Origin of the sequence: Arthrobacter sp. B2I5, from assembly GCF_030816735.1 — a bacterium.
Lineage (GTDB): Bacteria > Actinomycetota > Actinomycetes > Actinomycetales > Micrococcaceae > Arthrobacter.
The window spans coordinates 3,197,287-3,211,947 of sequence record NZ_JAUSYF010000001.1 but is presented as its reverse complement, the minus strand read 5'-3'; the positions used below and the strand labels follow the sequence as shown (position 1 = coordinate 3,211,947).

Genomic DNA, 14,661 nt, shown 5'->3' with positions numbered 1-14,661 from the left:
AAGAGAAGGTCACCCGCTCCCGTGGAGGCGCAAAAGTCGCGCATTTACGGCACCGTGGGCCTCAACCCTGACGCGCCAGTGCCTCGCCGATCACCCGCGCACCCTCTGGATAGGCGCCCGGATTCGGGCCCGAGTAGTTGAGCCGGATGAAGGCGCCGGCGGGTTCAGCCGGGAACCACTCGGTGCCGGCGGCGATGATCACCCCGGCGTCCTCGCAGTCGCGCACCAGGCGCGGAAGGTCGGTGGCGTCCGGGAGGCGCAGCCAGAGGTTCAGTCCGCCCTTGGGCAGGGCGTCGAGATGCGCCTGGGGGACGTGTTCGCGGATGCTGGCGGCCAGCAGGTCGCGGCGTGACTGGAGCTGCTGGCGGAGGCTTCTCAGGTGCGTCTGCCAGCCGGGCTGCGTCACCACGTCCAGTGCCGCGGCCTGCAGGAGCCCGCTGACGTACATCGACTCGGCGGCGCGTTGGCCCAGGATGCGTTCCCGCGCCGGTCCCCGGACAACCACCGCGGCAATGCGGATGGCGGTGGAAACACTTTTGGTCAGGGACCTGATGTACACCACGTGCCCGGAATCGTCGCGGGTTGCCAAGGGAAGGGGGTCCGAGGTGATGCCGAAATCGTGGGCCCAGTCGTCCTCCACCAGGAAGGCGCCATGCCGGCGGGCCACGTCCAGGATCTCGTCACCCCGGCCCGCCGCCCACTGCGCCCCCGTTGGGTTTGAATAGTTGGGCTGCACGTAGAAGGCGCGGGCCCCGGTCTCGGCAAAGGCGCGGTCCACGTCCGCGGGATCCGGCCCGTCCGGTCCGGTGGGCACCGGAACCACCCGCACCCCGGTCTGGGCCGCGGCAAGGATGGCGCCCCAGTACGACGGCGACTCAATAAGCAGCGGCTGCCCCGCGCCCACCAGCGCACGGAAGATGGAGCTCAGTCCGCTCTGGCTTCCCGGCAGCACCACCACGTCGTTCGGGGTGGGAGGGGTGATCCCCACCGGAGTGGACAGTCCCAGTTCCTGGGCGAACCATTGCTGCAGCTCGGGCATGCCGGCGGCCGGCGGCCGTGAGAGTGCGGCGTCGCCTCGGGCAGCACGCGTCAGCGCGGCGCGGACCAGGCGCTCCGGCAGCAGCTCACGGTCCGGGTAGCCGGAATGGAACCAGATGGCATCGCCGGGAACGTTGCGCATGGTGCCCGACGACGACGGCAGCGGGGACGACGGCGACCTCAGCGCAGCCGTTTGCCAGCCATAGTCCGAGGGGCGTGCCGTGCGCACGGCACGGACGAACGTCCCAACCCCGGGCCGGCTTTCGACCAGCCCTTGGGCCGTCAACGCCTGCAGCGCCTTCTGCACTGTGACCGGGCTGGCCTGGTACTCGGCCACGAGCTGCCGGGTGGACGGCAGTTGGGCTCCTGGAGCCGCGCCCGCGATCCATTTCCGGAGTGCCGCAACAATTCGCGAACTGCTATCGTTATTCATGAAAGAACATAGTAGCGCTACTGTCCTGAGCGGCCCAGTGATACTGCCGCGAAAAGCCACCGGAATCTGGTGGGGCCTGCTGGGCGTGGCGGCCTTCTCCTTCACCGTTCCGTTTACCCGTGTGGCCGTCGCCGGCATCCCGCCGCTGTTCATCGGCTCCGGCCGGGCCGTCGTTGCCGCTGTTCTTGCGGCCGCAGCACTGGCCATCACCCGCCAGCGGCTGCCGCAACCGCGCACCTGGCTGCGCCTGGCGCTCGTGGCCGGCGGCGTCGTCGTCGGCTTTCCGCTGCTGACGTCCTACGCGCTTACCGCAGTCCCGGCAGGGCACGGGGCCGTGGTGATCGCCCTCCTGCCGGCCGCCACGGCAACGGTGGCGGTCCTGCGCTCCGGCGAGCGGCCCCCGGCCGTCTTCTGGGGCGTGATGGCGCTCGGCTCACTGGCGGCGGTCTCCTTCGCCTTCCTGCAGTCCGACGGTGTGGGGCACCTGCACTGGGCCGACCTCCTGCTGCTCGGCGCCGTGGCCTGCGCCGCGGTGGGGTACGCCGAAGGCGGCCTGCTGGCGCGCCAACTCGGCTCCTGGCAGACCATCGCCTGGGCGCTGGTCCTTGCCGCCCCGGCCATGCTGGTCCTGGCCGTGCTCTCCGTCCTGGACCAGCCGCCGTCGGCCACACCCGTCCAGTGGGCGGCCTTCGCCTACCTCGCCGTGGTCAGCATGTTCCTGGGCTTCTTCGCCTGGTACCGCGGCCTGGCCATCGGGCCCATGGCGCAGGTGAGCCAGATCCAGCTGCTCCAGCCGGTCCTCAGCATCTGCTGGGCCGCGCTCCTGCTGGGCGAAGCGCTCACCTGGACCACCGTCATCGGCGCCCTTGCCGTCATCCTCTGCGCCGCCGCGGCGGTCCGCGTCCGGCTCAACCGCCCTGCCCCTTAACCACGAAAGGAATCCCATGTACATTCCCGCCCACTTCGCCGCCGACCCCCAGGCCGTCCAAGACCTCCTTACAGCGCCCGGCGCGGCCAACCTGGTCACCATGACGGACCAGGGCCTGCTGGCAACGCTGCTGCCTTTCGCCTTCAGCCCGGGGGTGGGGGAGCACGGCGCGCTGCAGGCCCACATGGCAAGGAACAACCCGCAGTGGTCCGCCACGCCCTCCGGTGAGGCGCTGGCCATCATCCAGGGCCCGGACGACTACATCTCGCCGTCGTGGTACGCGTCCAAGGCCGAGCACGGCCGCGTGGTCCCGACCTGGAACTACAGCACCGCGCACGTGTACGGGGAGTTGGTGGTCCATGACGACGCCGCCTGGCTGGCTAGGCACGTCCGGCACCTGACCGGCCTGCACGAGAACGGGCGGGAGGCCCCCTGGGCCGTGGACGATGCGCCAGAGAAGTTCATTGCCGGGCAGCTGCGGGCGATCGTCGGCGTGGAACTGGTGATCACGCGGATTGAGGCGAAGGAAAAACTGAGCCAGAACCGCACCGACGCCGACGCCGGGGGAGTGGCGGCGGGCCTCCGGGCCGGCGGGCGTGAAGCCGGCGCGGCCGCCGTCGAGCGCGTGCGCAGCAGGTGAGCCGGGGGCCTAGGCTGCCCGTTCCAGCAGCACCATCACCTCGTAGTGGGTGGTCTGCGGGAACATGTCCAGGACCCGGGCGCGCCGGGCGGTGAACGACGGGAGCGCGGCCAGGTCCCGGGCCAGCGACTGCGCATTGCAGCTGGAGTACACCACGTGCTGCACGTCAGAGGACTCGAGCCAGCCGCACAGCTCCTTCCCGATGCCCCGCCGCGGCGGGTTCACGATCACCAGGTCCGGCGACTGCCTGCTGGCAAGGGCAAACGCGGTGGCGTCGCCGGCCTGGAAGTCCATCCCCTCCAGGCCGGCCTCGTTACTGCTGATGCGGGCGGACACGATCGCTTCGCTGCTGGTTTCAATGCCGGTGACGGTGCGGGACGGGGCGGCGCTGTGCAGGGCGAAGCCGCCCACGCCGCAGTACAGGTCCCACACCGAGGCCGGTGCCAGTTCGTTGACCCACTCGCGCCCCTGCCGGTACAGGGCCGCGGCCATGTCGGTGTTGGTCTGGAAGAAGCTTTGCGGGCGCAGGTGCAGGTTGATGTCGTTGACCCGCATGTTCAGGGTGGACTGCTCCGTCAGCAGGATCTCCCGGTCGCCTTCCAGCACGGCTTTGTGCTCCGGGTGGAGGTTGACCGAGACCACCTTCACCTGCGGCAGGGCGGCCAGCAGCTCCGGGAGGTGCTTCCGGATGCGCGGCACCGTTTGGTCCGAGCGCAGGACCAGCCGGAGCATGACCTCGCCGTCAGGAGATTCGGTAACGATGACGTGCTTGAGCTCGCCGGTCCGGCGCGGAACGTCATAAGGCGTCAGGCGGACCCGCCGGATGAAGTTCGCCAGCACAGGGAAGCAGGCCAGCAGGCCGGGGGAGCAGACACCGCACTTGCGCAGGTCCACGCCATGGCCGTCGGCGTCGAGGATCCCGATGGTGGGGTTCTGCGCGGTTCCGCCAACCACCATTTTGGCCTTGTTGCGGAAGCCCGACTCCTGGCTCGCCACCGGCGGCAGCCATTCGAGTTCGGTGTGGCCGGACAGCAGGGCCTGGCAGTGCAGCTGCTTGCCGGCCAGCTGCTCACCGTAGGGCCTGCCCATGTGGGTGCAGGAGCGGCAGGTGCCGGCATCAAAGTAGGAACAGCGCATGACCGGACAAGTTTACCCGGTGCGCCATCCCGGCCACGACGTGAAGGTCCGACGCCGGCACCCGGCCAGGTGCCGGCGTCGCCCTTCTTCATGGCGGGGCTATTTTCGATCCGGGTCCGTGAACCGGCCGGTTCCGGCGCCGACGTATCATCTCTTTGTGCTTCCGTTCTGGAGCCGGGCCGACTCTCGTCTGCTGTTGGATTTCTTGCGGTGAAGGATGGACATGGAGCGGGCTAGTCTTGACCGGATCGATCAGAGCATCCTTGCGGAGCTGACGCGCAACGCCCGGGTCAGCCATGCGGAGCTGGCAGCGAAGGTACTTCTGTCCCGGAACGCGGTGCGGCAGCGGATCGACCGCATGGAACGGCAGGGGTATATCCAGGGCTATACGGTGGTCACCGGTGCCCCCGGACAAGGGCCGGTCTCGGCCTTCCTGATGGTCTACCGGAAGGACAGGGTGCGCGGATCCGATGTGATTTCCCTGCTGCAATCGATCCCCGAAGTGGTCCTCTGCGATGTTGTCAGCGGCGACTTCGACCTGCTGGTCCGGGTGGAAGCCCGTTCCCTGGAGCGCATCCAGGAAATCTGGGAGCAGATTGCTGCCGCTCCAGGAGTGACGGACACGGTGACGGCCATGACGCTGTCCAACTACGTCCGGCGGGGCACGGCAGTCCAGCCCACCTAGGTCCTGCCGCCCTGGTGCTTGATGCAGACAACCTTGGGCTGGGTCATCTCCTCGTAGGCGAACCGGACACCTTCGCGGCCCATGCTCCCGTACTTGGATCCACCAAACGGCATGCCGTCGAAACGGTAATCCGAGGAATCATTGATCATCACGCCACCTGCATCGATGCGGCCGGCGGCTTCCAGTGCAGTACCGAGGGAGCGCGTGAAGATCCCGGCGTGCAGGCTGAAGTCAACTGCATTCGCCAGGTCCACCGCCTCGTCAAAGGTTGTGAACGGCTGCAGCAGCACCACCGGCCCAAAGACTTCTTCCTTCCAGAGTCTGCTCCCCATGGGGACGTTCTCCAGCACCGTGGGCTGCAGGACATTGCCGTGCCGGGTATTGCCGGCCAGGACCACGGCACCTGCGCTGACGGCCGCAGCAATTTTGGCTTGGAGGTGTTCCACCGCTTCGGAAGCGATCATTGGACCCACATCGGTGCTTTCCCCTGCAGGATCACCCGCCACCAGCCGGGACGTTTCCTGCAGAAAGCGCCGGCGGAACTCCCTGTACAGCGGCTCGGCCACGAGAATGCGCTGAGTTCCCACGCAGTTCTGGCCGGCGGCCCAAAAGGCACCGGAAACACAGGCTTCCACGGCGGCAGCAATGTCAGCATCCTCCATCACGATCACCGGGGCGTTGCCGCCCAGATCCATGGACAGCTTCTTCAGCCCCGCTGTCCGGGCAATGGCCTCCCCGGTGGAAAACCCGCCGGTGAAGGACACCATCCGTACGTCGCGGTTCCTGACGATCGCCTCCGCAACGTCCCTGCCCCCGTGGACAACCGTGAGCACTCCGTGGGGCAGGCCCGCTTCGGTGAGGACGTCCGCCAGCATTTGGGCGGACAGGGGAGTCAAGGCCGACGGCTTGAGGATCACGGCGTTTCCTCCCGCGACGGCCGGGCCCACCTTATGCGCCACCAGGTTCAGGGGGTCGTTGTACGGCGTAATGGCCGCGATGATGCCCAATGGCTCGCGGGAGTACCAGCCAATGCGGTCTTCCGAGCCCTCATAGGAGTCAAAGGGGATAGTTTCTCCTGCATTCCGGCGTGCTTCTGCCGCGGACAGGCGAAGGGTGTTGACCGCCCGCAGTACTTCCTTGCGTGCCTGCCGGATGGTCTTCCCGCTCTCAGCGGTGATGGTCCAGGCAAAATCCTCCGCCCGGGCGTCCATCAGCGTGGCAGCCGTGTCCAGGAGCTTTCCGCGGGCGTGGCGGGACATTCCCCGGGCCCACACGGCCCCGGCCCGGGCTGTCTCGAAGATCGCTTCCATGGCCTCCGCTGCGGTCAGTGCCACCGCTCCCACCACCCGGCCATCGTAGGGGCTCAGCACGTCAGCGAAGGCGGGCAGTGCCTTCTCAACTGGCGCAAGTGTCGATTCACGCATGTGCAGCCACCTGATCCCTGGCACCGTGCATGGCGATAATGTCCGAGAGCAGGGCGTACGCCGTCTCCACCCGTCCGGCCCCGGGGCCGGAAACCGTTACCGGGCCGAGGAGGTCGGTGTTGAAGGACACCGCGTTGTTCGCTCCGGAAACTCCCGCGAGCCCATGGTCAAGGGGGAGTGCGGCGGGGGCAACGCCGGCGCTTACTGTCCCGTCCGGGTTGCGCCGCGCCGAGCCAACCAGTTTCCACCTCCGGCCCTCACCGCTTGCCCTGGTGAGGTCTTCGGGGGTCAGCGCGGAGATGCCCTGGCGCTGCACATCGGCAAGGGTGAGGTCCGAGCCCAGGAGTTCATTCGCCAGGATCAGAACCTTGAGCTGGACGTCGTAGCCTTCGATGTCAGCGGTGGGATCCGCCTCTGCGTACCCCCTGTGCTGGGCTTCGCGCACCGACTCGTCAAAGCTGAGGCCTTCTTCCATCCGGCCCAGAACGTAGTTGCTGGTGCCGTTGAGGATGCCCTCGAAGCCGTTGAGCGTCAGGCCTGGAAGCAGTTGCTTCGCGAAGCGGAGCACGGGGGTTCCGCTCATCACCGCGCCCTCGAATGCGAAACCCAGGCCATTTCTTTCGGCAAGTTCCGCCAGTTCCGCGCCCCGCAAGGCAACAGGGCCCTTGTTGGTGGTGCAGACGCTCTTGCCTGATTCCAGGGCCCAGCGCACGTGTGAAGCCGCGGGTTCCCCGTCCCTGGGGTTGGTGAAGGTTGCTTCGCAGATAATGTCGGCTGGGCAGGTCCGGATGACACTCTCGTTGTCCGGCTCTGCGGACCCCCCGCATGCTGCGAAGTTCTCCACACCTGGCTCGAGCCGGAAGACTGCAGCCAGGTCAATTCCCTTGGCCTGCACCAGCGAGCCGAGGCGAAGGTCCGTAATGGCCACCACCCGCAGGCCGAAACCCAGTTTGAGGCTCAGCTCATCCCCGCGGGTGGCGATCAATTCAGCAAGTGTCCTGTTGACGCCGCCGAAACCGATCAGCGCGATGTCGTACGTGGTCATGGTGCTCCTTCAACGTGTTCAGTGGTGCTCCCATCGTGGCCCCACCAGCTGTCCGCCAAGACATGTCCAAATGCCCAAACGGGGAGGCAGAACGACCATTGACCTGCCGAATCGACATGCGGCCTCACGTAGTAAACGTGCAACATTTGCATCTTTATATGATTTTGATGACTAAAAGGGCGATTTGTGTTACTTTCGTCACTGTCGACGCACTCACAGCCCCTTCCGGACAGGCAGGCGAAATGCGGCCGCCCTTCCGACCCTTCCCCCACCTGGAGGCATCCCTTGGAATCTTCGACCCCCCTAACCCTCAAGCCGGAGCCGGGCGCTCCCCCTTCCGCAGAGCCAGGACTCCACCGCTCCATGGGCCCCAGGCATCTGGTCATGATCGCCATGGGCGGAGTGATAGGTTCCGGCCTGTTCCTCAGCTCGGGCTACACCATTTCGCAGGCAGGGCCACTCGGCGCCGTTCTTGCCTACCTCGTTGGCGCCTTCGTGGTCTACCTGGTGATGGCATGCCTGGGTGAGCTCGCCATCGCCTACCCCGTCTCCGGCGCGTTCCACATTTACGCTGCCCGGTCAATCGGACCGGCCACCGGCTTCGCAACCGCTTGGCTGTACTGGCTGTGCTGGGCAGTGGCCATTGGGTCGGAATTCACCGCCTCGGGCCTGCTGATGCAACGGTGGTTCCCCGGCGTGGACGTGTGGGTGTGGTGCCTCGTGTTTGCCGCCACGCTGTTCGGTTTGAACGCCGTTTCGGCCAGGTTCTTTGGCGAGTCGGAATTCTGGTTTGCCATTATCAAGGTCGCTGCGATCATCGCGCTCATCGTTCTTGGCGGTGCAGCCCTGCTGGGCTTCCATCCGCTCAGCGAAGGCGGCAACCATCCCAACCTGTTCGAGAATTTCAACACTGAGGGAGGCCTGTTTCCCAACGGATTCACGGGCGTTCTGATCACCGCGCTCGCCGTCTTTTACGCCTTTTCCGGATCTGAACTGATCGGTGTGGCGGCCGGGGAAACAAAGGATCCCGCCGCCAGCATTCCCAAAGCGATGCGAAGCACCGTCATCCGCCTGCTGGTGTTTTTCGTCGGGGCCATCGCTGTCATTGCCGCCACTATTCCGTACCAGGAAGTAGGGCTTGACGAGAGCCCGTTTGTGACCGTGTTTACGGCCACCGGTGTTCCTTTCGCCGCTGACCTGATGAACTTTGTCATCATTACGGCGCTGCTGTCCGCCGGCAACAGTGGATTGTTTTCGTGCGCCAGGATGCTTTACTCCCTCGCCAATGAAGGCCACGCACCGCAGGCGCTCAAGAAGCTGACCCGGCGGGGCATCCCCATGACCGCACTGTCGGTGAGCATGCTCGGCGGGCTGGCATCCCTCATCAGCAGCGTGGTCGCTCCCGAAACTGTCTACCTGGCACTGGTGTCGGTGGCAGGCTTCGCAGTGGTGGGTGTGTGGATGTCCATCACCGCTTCGCACTTCTTCCACCGTCGGTCCTTCGTCAGGAACGGCGGGAACGTGGCTGCACTGGGCTACAAGGCCCCGTTCTTTCCGCTGGTGCCGATCCTGGCATTTACCCTCTGTGCCATCTCACTCGTCGGCATCGCCTTTGATCCCAACCAGGTCGCGGCCCTGTACTTTGGTATTCCTTTCGTTGCGGCCTGCTACGGCTACTTCCACTTCAGGTACGGGCGGAAGCGCTCTGCCGGCGTGCCCGCCTAGGACGTGAACCACAGCTGCGGGCCCGGCGCAGACGCGCAAAGCGTCTGCGCCGGGCCCTGGCTGCATTCGGGACGCGGAGAAGGGTGTGGCATCAGGGGGACCCTCCCGTGTGAAGATAGACCGGTTGACGGTGGGAAGGAGCAGCAAGGGTGGACGATACTGCCCCGGAGGCGTCGTCGCTGGCGCAGGGACTGCGGATTGTGCGACTGGTGGTTGACCGGGAAAAGACCGGCAAGCAGCTCCTGGGCGTTTCGCAGCTGGCCGCTGAGCTGGGCATGGACCAGAGCCGGGTGTCCCGCCTTACCCAGGAGCTGTGCGAGCTTGGCCTCCTGGAACGGCCGGAACGCGGTCCGTTCCGGGTAGGGAGGGGCTTTTTCGGCCTTGCGGCCACGCTCAATACGGGCTGGATACGGCACGCCGGGGCTGAACTGGAGAGTCTGGTGGCCGCCACGGGTCTCCGCGCCCGTGTGTCCGTCCGGGACGGTTACCGCGTCATTTTGCTGCTGCCATCGAGCAACGATTCACGTGCCGGCAGCTTTGTCCAGCCCGGCATGGTGACGCCCGTTTGGTGCACGGGATCCGGGCGGGCCTTGCTGTGGGACCATAAGCAGCGCGGCTTCGAGGCATTGCTTTCCGACGTGAATTTCATCGGCGTTGGCGGTCCCGGTGCTGCCCACTCCATCCCGGAGGCCTGGGAGTTGATGGCCCGGGATAAAGCCGAGGGCTATGTTGCTGCCGTGGAGGAATTCGAACACGGCATTGTCGAAGTTGCAGTCCCCATCCGCGATCCCCAGGGTGGAATCGTTGCTTCGCTCAGTGTTCTTGGCAGCCGGGCGGAGATGGGTTCCCCGGCGCGGGAACTGGCCGACGTCCTCGCCGAGGCCGCGGCCAGGCTGGGGGCTGCCCTGCCCACCCCTGAAGGGTAGCGGGCCGGCGGCTAGGGCTGTTTGCTGGGGGACGGGCAGCCCAGCATGGCTTCAAGCCACGTCCCCTGCGCTGCCAACGCCTTGGCGTGGTCAGCCTGGCGGGGCTCAAGCCGGCTCTTCGGCCCTACGATCTGCAGGGCGGCCACCACCTCGCCCCTGAAGTCCCGCACGGGAACGGCCAGCGAGTACAGGCCGGGTTCAGCTTCCTCATCAACAATGGAATAGCCGCGCCGCCGCGCCGCCTTAAGGCGCGCCAGGAAGTCCTCTACGTCGGCCGGTGTGTTGGGGCCGTGCTTCACGAAAGGGACCTGCGCAAAGACCTTACGCACCTGCACCTCGGAGGCCTCCCAGAAGAGTGCCTGGCCGGCGTCGCTGCAGTAGGCAGGGTAGGGCCGGCCCAGCCATGAGCCCACCATTTTGCTGGTTGCGGGGATACTTTCGCCCACAGTAACGGTGCTGTCCCCGCTGAGGACACCCAGGAAGCATCCTTCGTCGGTCTCGCTTGAGAGCCGCTCCAATGCCGCCGCGCCGTCGGTGTGCAGGCGGCGCCGGGTCAGCAAGTGGGCATCGGTCAGCACGCTCCAGTTCAGGGCAAAAGTGCGTTGCGCTGTTCGGCGCAGGAACCCTTCCTGCTCTGCGGTCCGCAGGCTCCGGGACACCTGGCTGCGGTCCTTGCCGAGGTCCGCGGCAATTTCGGCCACGGTGCCGCCGGGGAGGCCATGGGCGTGGCGCTCCCCGGCAGCCAGCACCGCCGTGATTCCCCGTCCCATGCTTGTAGTCCTCGACATGGTCCGAGTCTAAATGACTGTTGCCTGCCGTCAGGAGATGGCGAAGACGCGGGCGGGAAAGCCGCTTCCCTGCAGTGGCTTGGCCCAGCTGGCAATGATTACGGCTCCTGCCTCCGGAAGGCCGGTGAGATCCGCCAGCAGTTCAATCTGCCAGCGGTCCTGGGCGAGAATGTACGTTTCCAGGCCGAAATCCCCGTTGGAGGTTGCCAGTCCGGGATCTGTATCTGTTTGCTCGTGTCCGATCGCAGCGATTGAGCGTTCCTCCACGAGGAAGGACAGTACTTCGCGGGACCAGCCGGGAGTGTGGCTGACGCCGTAAGCATCCCGGTTGGCCATGGCCTCGCCGTCCGGCCAGCGCCGGCTCCAACCGGTCCTCAGTGCTACGAAAGAAGCGGCCGGAATCCTGCCATTCCGTTCCTCCCAGCCCCGGACATGGTCCAGGCTGGGTGTGGCGTCCGGGTTGCGGGCAACGTCCCTGGTGATGTCCAGCACCACCAGCGGCAGGATCATGTCCTCGACAGGAATGCAGTCCAGGGTGCGGCCGCCCCGGATGAAATGGGATGGCGGGTCCACGTGTGTTCCCCATTGGCCAACGATGGAATACCTGTGCGCCGTGAATCCGTCGCCTTTGTCGAGATCGAAAAGCGCTTCCCGGGTTTCGTTCGGAAAGGCGGGAAAGTGCGGCTGGCCGGGATGAAAGGCGTGGGTGAGGTCGGTAAACTGCCGTCCCTCCAACACGGACTGCAGTGCCGGCCAGAGACCGGTAGTGGTGTCAATCATGAGGCAGCCGCCCCGGAACGGTCTTTGGCGGGCAGGCCGCCGGCCACGCTCACAGGCCCGGTTACCTCAATGACCGGCAGCTCCCATGGATGGATGTCCACCAACTCCTTAATGAACTGTTCCACCACGTGGTCCTCAAGGGCAGCATCAAAGTACGTGGTGAAAACGAAGGTGGGCGAAACCATCTGTTCCCCCACCGTGCCCAGTGTGGGTACGGCACCCTCACCGCAGGTGAACCCTTCCAAGCCAACACCCGACTCAAAAACGTGCTTGTAGTTCCCAAAGTCGCCGAGCTCGCGGAACTGCTCCACGGCATGCAGGAGCGCGGCCAGGCCCGGGTCCTGCTGGAGGGCGGACACCTCCCCGGCCGCTATCCGCGTGAAGATTTCTGTGCTGATGGGCCAGTGCACCCGAAGCTTGCGGACTGTATTCAGCTGAACACTCACGTCTGGTCCTCCTAACTGGTTCGTAGATGCCTGTCATCGTGGCACACAGTGATGTTCATTACAAGCATGAGAAATTGTTTATAATGATTATCGTCAGCACAGCTACCTAGTTCGCAGACGGCATGCCCAGCCACGCACCCCTGTCCACCCTCCTTTCGCAGGAAAGGCCGCTGGTCTCCGATGGCGCCCTGGCCACCGAACTGGAGGCCCGCGGGTGCAACCTGGCAGACCCCCTATGGTCTGCCAAAGTGCTGCTGGAACAGCCGGGCCTCATCCGGGACGTTCACCGCGACTACTTCGCGGCGGGCGCCAACATCGCCACCACCGCCAGCTACCAGGCCACGCCCCGGGGTTTTGCCGCGCGGGGGATTGGCGGGCAGGAAGCCCTGGAACTCGTCGCCCTGTCCGTCCAGCTCGCGGCTGAAGCGCGCCAGGAGCACCTCGCCCAGCATCCTGGTGCCGGGCCGCTGCTGGTTGCCGGTTCCGTGGGACCCTATGGCGCCTACCTCGCTGACGGTTCCGAATACCGCGGAGACTACGTGCTCAGCCCGGCGGAGTTCAGGGACTTCCATGCCCCCCGGATCGCCGCCCTGGTCAACGCCGGCGTTGACCTCCTGGCCTTGGAAACACTGCCTTCCTTCGCCGAAGCCGAAGCCCTGCTGGCACTCAGCCGGGAACACGGCGTCGACACCTGGTTCTCCTTTTCACTGCGCGACGGCGGGCACATCAGCGACGGAACTCCGCTCGCCGACGTGGCCCGGCTCCTTGACGGCCAGCCCCACGTCGCCGCAGTGGGCGTGAACTGTGTCCCGCTCAACCTCGTCACGCCGGCGCTCGCAGCACTGCGGGAGCACACGGACAAGCCGCTGGTGGCCTACCCCAACTCGGGGGAGACCTACGATCCGGGGACCAAGACGTGGAGCCGGGACCGGACCGCCGCAGCAGGCGCCCCCGCCAGCCTTGGCTCAGCCGCTCCCGAGTGGAGGAAGCTTGGTGCCAGGATCGTGGGTGGCTGCTGCCGGACCACACCCCGCGACATCGCGGCGTTGGCCGGCCTGGCGGGTGACGCGTAGCTTCAGGTCATTGCGCCGCAGCAGGGAACACTGCCGTCTCCGAAGGTGTTAAAACCTATGGAGAAACGAACCATGGACAACAGAACTTACACAGCACTTGTAGTACCGGCCGGCAATTCCGAACCGATCCGCATCGAGCAGGTGCCTGCGGATCTGCAGGCCCTGGAAGCCCTGGTGGGCGGGCCTTTGGAGTCGGTGATCCGCGGCGACTGGCATGTCTATCTGAACGCCGAAAGCGTCACCCTGCTCCTGCCGGTCAACGTCCGCGCCGGGCAGCTCATGCATGAATGCGGTCTGGATTTTGGCGGGATCCGCGGCACCGCTGTCTTCCTTGGCCGCGGCGAACACGGGGCCGAAGCGGACATCCCGGACCATCTGGCCCGGCTCGCGGAGGAGCTGTTCGGGGCGCCGCTGGCCGCGTAGGTCCGGCTAAACCTGGTCCCCGCGGACCCCGTAGGTGCTGAGCACGTTGCCCTTGCTGGTGGTTGACTGGTCCTGCAGCGCCAGCCGGGTCAACGGGTCACCGTCCTGGAACAACCTGCGGCCGCTGCCGGCAATGACCGGGTGCGTCATCAACTGCAGTGAGTCCAGCAGCCCGGCGAAGAGCAGCTGCCGCACCACGGAGATGCTCCCGCACACGGCGATCTCGCCGCCGTCGCGCTCTTTCAGCCCGGCTACGAACTCCTCCAGCGGCGCATCCATCAGCTGCGAATTCTGCCATTCCAGGGGCCCGGTGAGGGTGCGTGAGGCAACAAACTTCTCCACCGGGTTGATGAACGCGGCGAAGTCCTGATCAGCCGAGGCGTTCGGCCAGTATTCGGCCCACTCCTGGTAGCTGACGCGGCCCAGGACCACAGTATCCACGGTGTCCATCATCCTGGTCAGGCCTGCGCCGAGTTCCTCGTCGAAGCTGTCGAACTGGAACTTGAAAGGTTCGGACACCACCCCGTCCACGGAGTGAAACAGGCCGGCAGTGACTCTGCGCAATGGAAACCTCCAGTTTTTTGGGCAGACAGGCATTACGGTATTCGTCCAAGGCCGTTCCGGGAAGGGTGCGGGCAGGGCCTTTTTGACCCGGGAATCCGTACGACGGCGGGTGGCTGCGTTAGCTTCATCACTCGCCGTGTCGTCTTGCGCAGTTTCGTGCCGGCCGGGCCCCATACTTGTGTTTGAGCGGCTTTTGCCGTCCCCCGGCCAGGCAGGAGGAAGTGCATGGAAACCCTGAAAAAAGTCGTGACCAACCAGTATTTTCCTGCCGGTGCCGTATTGACGGCCGTGGTGCTGTTCTGGGTCGTGGGCATGCTCGGCGGACTGTCCCTGCTTAACAACAACCAGCCGCCGCTGACCACCCTGACCTGGATGCTGTTCGTCTACGCGGCAGCTGTCCTGACCCCCCTCGCAGGGCTGCTGGCCGCCGTCGACCTGGTCCGCCGCTGGCGCCGCAACCGCGCCGCCGCACCTGTCCTGGAGGCCAACCTTTCCTCAGGGGCTGGGGAAGCGTTGGAGCCCGAAGCTTCCCCTGCACAACCCGCCGTTTCCCAGCAGGCGCCGGCCAAGCCGCAGCGTCCCGGCCGGCAGGAAGCAGCCTAGGCG

General features: G+C 66.0%; 16 protein-coding genes. 8 read left to right on the top strand and 8 right to left on the bottom strand.

Features of this window, described 5'->3' with window-relative positions:
• Positions 1-61: 61 nt before the first annotated feature.
• On the bottom strand, positions 62-1,471 hold the full coding sequence (locus tag QFZ60_RS14945; protein WP_307091414.1) for a PLP-dependent aminotransferase family protein: 1,410 nt from the start codon (positions 1,469-1,471) through the stop codon (positions 62-64).
• Here QFZ60_RS14945 and QFZ60_RS14940 point away from each other — a divergent pair.
• Positions 1,470-2,399, top strand: coding sequence for a DMT family transporter (locus QFZ60_RS14940; protein WP_307091413.1), 930 nt, complete (start codon positions 1,470-1,472; stop codon positions 2,397-2,399). The genes QFZ60_RS14945 and QFZ60_RS14940 overlap by 2 nt on opposite strands.
• Before the next feature lie 16 nt (positions 2,400-2,415).
• Entirely contained in the window at positions 2,416-3,039 is a 624-nt protein-coding gene (locus QFZ60_RS14935; RefSeq protein ID WP_307091412.1) for an FMN-binding negative transcriptional regulator, read from the top strand.
• 9 nt (positions 3,040-3,048) lie between these two features.
• Here the strand turns inward: QFZ60_RS14935 and rlmC are convergent, their stop codons facing one another.
• Complete coding sequence (gene rlmC / locus QFZ60_RS14930; protein WP_307091410.1) at positions 3,049-4,176, bottom strand: 23S rRNA (uracil(747)-C(5))-methyltransferase RlmC; 1,128 nt, start codon at positions 4,174-4,176, stop codon at positions 3,049-3,051.
• Positions 4,177-4,399: 223 nt separating this feature from the next.
• Here rlmC and QFZ60_RS14925 point away from each other — a divergent pair, with 223 nt between their 5' ends.
• Positions 4,400-4,861 (top strand): Lrp/AsnC family transcriptional regulator, encoded by a 462-nt coding sequence (locus QFZ60_RS14925; RefSeq protein ID WP_142030554.1) that lies wholly within the window; start codon positions 4,400-4,402, stop codon positions 4,859-4,861.
• Here the strand turns inward: QFZ60_RS14925 and QFZ60_RS14920 are convergent.
• Together QFZ60_RS14920 and QFZ60_RS14915 are read right to left on the bottom strand one after the other, a co-directional pair.
• On the bottom strand, positions 4,858-6,285 hold the full coding sequence (locus QFZ60_RS14920; protein WP_307091408.1) for an aldehyde dehydrogenase family protein: 1,428 nt from the start codon (positions 6,283-6,285) through the stop codon (positions 4,858-4,860). The genes QFZ60_RS14925 and QFZ60_RS14920 overlap by 4 nt on opposite strands.
• Positions 6,278-7,330: a homoserine dehydrogenase gene (locus tag QFZ60_RS14915; protein WP_307091406.1), complete on the bottom strand. Its 1,053-nt coding sequence runs from the start codon at positions 7,328-7,330 to the stop codon at positions 6,278-6,280. Before QFZ60_RS14915 ends, QFZ60_RS14920 begins: the two co-directional genes overlap by 8 nt.
• 285 nt (positions 7,331-7,615) lie before the next feature.
• Here QFZ60_RS14915 and QFZ60_RS14910 point away from each other — a divergent pair, with 285 nt between their 5' ends.
• Both QFZ60_RS14910 and QFZ60_RS14905 read left to right on the top strand, forming a co-directional pair.
• On the top strand, positions 7,616-9,055 hold the full coding sequence (locus QFZ60_RS14910; protein ID WP_307091404.1) for an amino acid permease: 1,440 nt from the start codon (positions 7,616-7,618) through the stop codon (positions 9,053-9,055).
• A gap of 149 nt (positions 9,056-9,204) precedes the next feature.
• Positions 9,205-9,981: an IclR family transcriptional regulator gene (locus QFZ60_RS14905; protein WP_307091401.1), complete on the top strand. Its 777-nt coding sequence runs from the start codon at positions 9,205-9,207 to the stop codon at positions 9,979-9,981.
• Positions 9,982-9,992: 11 nt separating this feature from the next.
• On the opposite strand, the gene QFZ60_RS14900 is transcribed toward QFZ60_RS14905, so the two are convergent.
• Genes QFZ60_RS14900 through QFZ60_RS14890 form a run of 3 tightly spaced genes read right to left on the bottom strand, consistent with a single transcriptional unit; the run spans position 9,993 to position 11,995 of the window.
• Positions 9,993-10,769 carry an IclR family transcriptional regulator gene (locus QFZ60_RS14900; RefSeq protein ID WP_307091400.1) on the bottom strand — a complete coding sequence of 259 codons (777 nt, stop codon included), beginning with the start codon at positions 10,767-10,769 and terminating at the stop codon, positions 9,993-9,995.
• 30 nt (positions 10,770-10,799) lie between these two features.
• A complete protein-coding gene (locus QFZ60_RS14895; protein ID WP_307091399.1) occupies positions 10,800-11,549 on the bottom strand; it encodes a cyclase family protein in 750 nt (249 codons plus the stop codon).
• Positions 11,546-11,995: a hypothetical protein gene (locus tag QFZ60_RS14890; RefSeq protein WP_307091398.1), complete on the bottom strand. Its 450-nt coding sequence runs from the start codon at positions 11,993-11,995 to the stop codon at positions 11,546-11,548. The genes QFZ60_RS14895 and QFZ60_RS14890 overlap by 4 nt, the downstream gene beginning before the upstream one ends.
• A 122-nt stretch (positions 11,996-12,117) precedes the next feature.
• Between QFZ60_RS14890 and mmuM the strand changes: the two genes are divergently transcribed.
• Positions 12,118-13,068, top strand: a complete 951-nt coding sequence (gene mmuM, locus QFZ60_RS14885; RefSeq protein ID WP_307091397.1) for a homocysteine S-methyltransferase — start codon at positions 12,118-12,120, stop codon at positions 13,066-13,068.
• Positions 13,069-13,140: 72 nt separating this feature from the next.
• Entirely contained in the window at positions 13,141-13,491 is a 351-nt protein-coding gene (locus QFZ60_RS14880) for a hypothetical protein (protein WP_307091396.1), read from the top strand.
• 6 nt (positions 13,492-13,497) lie between these two features.
• Here QFZ60_RS14880 and QFZ60_RS14875 read toward each other — a convergent pair whose 3' ends face one another.
• Entirely contained in the window at positions 13,498-14,055 is a 558-nt protein-coding gene (locus tag QFZ60_RS14875; RefSeq protein WP_307091395.1) for a dihydrofolate reductase family protein, read from the bottom strand.
• Positions 14,056-14,280: 225 nt separating this feature from the next.
• Between QFZ60_RS14875 and QFZ60_RS14870 the strand changes: the two genes are divergently transcribed.
• Positions 14,281-14,658: a hypothetical protein gene (locus QFZ60_RS14870; RefSeq protein WP_307091393.1), complete on the top strand. Its 378-nt coding sequence runs from the start codon at positions 14,281-14,283 to the stop codon at positions 14,656-14,658.
• The last annotated feature ends 3 nt before the right edge of the window (positions 14,659-14,661 follow it).

Bases quoted from the DNA above. Each gene is read 5' to 3' on its own strand.
- QFZ60_RS14920 (WP_307091408.1), bottom strand. From the start codon at position 6,285: ATGCGTGAATCGACACTTGCGCCAGTTGAGAAGGCACTGCCCGCCTTC.
- mmuM (WP_307091397.1), top strand. From the start codon at position 12,118: ATGCCCAGCCACGCACCCCTGTCCACCCTCCTTTCGCAGGAAAGGCCG.
- QFZ60_RS14900 (WP_307091400.1), bottom strand. From the start codon at position 10,769: ATGTCGAGGACTACAAGCATGGGACGGGGAATCACGGCGGTGCTGGCT.
- QFZ60_RS14915 (WP_307091406.1), bottom strand. From the start codon at position 7,330: ATGACCACGTACGACATCGCGCTGATCGGTTTCGGCGGCGTCAACAGG.
- QFZ60_RS14895 (WP_307091399.1), bottom strand. From the start codon at position 11,549: ATGATTGACACCACTACCGGTCTCTGGCCGGCACTGCAGTCCGTGTTG.
- QFZ60_RS14925 (WP_142030554.1), top strand. From the start codon at position 4,400: ATGGAGCGGGCTAGTCTTGACCGGATCGATCAGAGCATCCTTGCGGAG.
- QFZ60_RS14945 (WP_307091414.1), bottom strand. From the start codon at position 1,471: ATGAATAACGATAGCAGTTCGCGAATTGTTGCGGCACTCCGGAAATGG.
- QFZ60_RS14935 (WP_307091412.1), top strand. From the start codon at position 2,416: ATGTACATTCCCGCCCACTTCGCCGCCGACCCCCAGGCCGTCCAAGAC.
- QFZ60_RS14940 (WP_307091413.1), top strand. From the start codon at position 1,470: ATGAAAGAACATAGTAGCGCTACTGTCCTGAGCGGCCCAGTGATACTG.
- rlmC (WP_307091410.1), bottom strand. From the start codon at position 4,176: ATGCGCTGTTCCTACTTTGATGCCGGCACCTGCCGCTCCTGCACCCAC.
- QFZ60_RS14870 (WP_307091393.1), top strand. From the start codon at position 14,281: ATGGAAACCCTGAAAAAAGTCGTGACCAACCAGTATTTTCCTGCCGGT.
- QFZ60_RS14880 (WP_307091396.1), top strand. From the start codon at position 13,141: ATGGACAACAGAACTTACACAGCACTTGTAGTACCGGCCGGCAATTCC.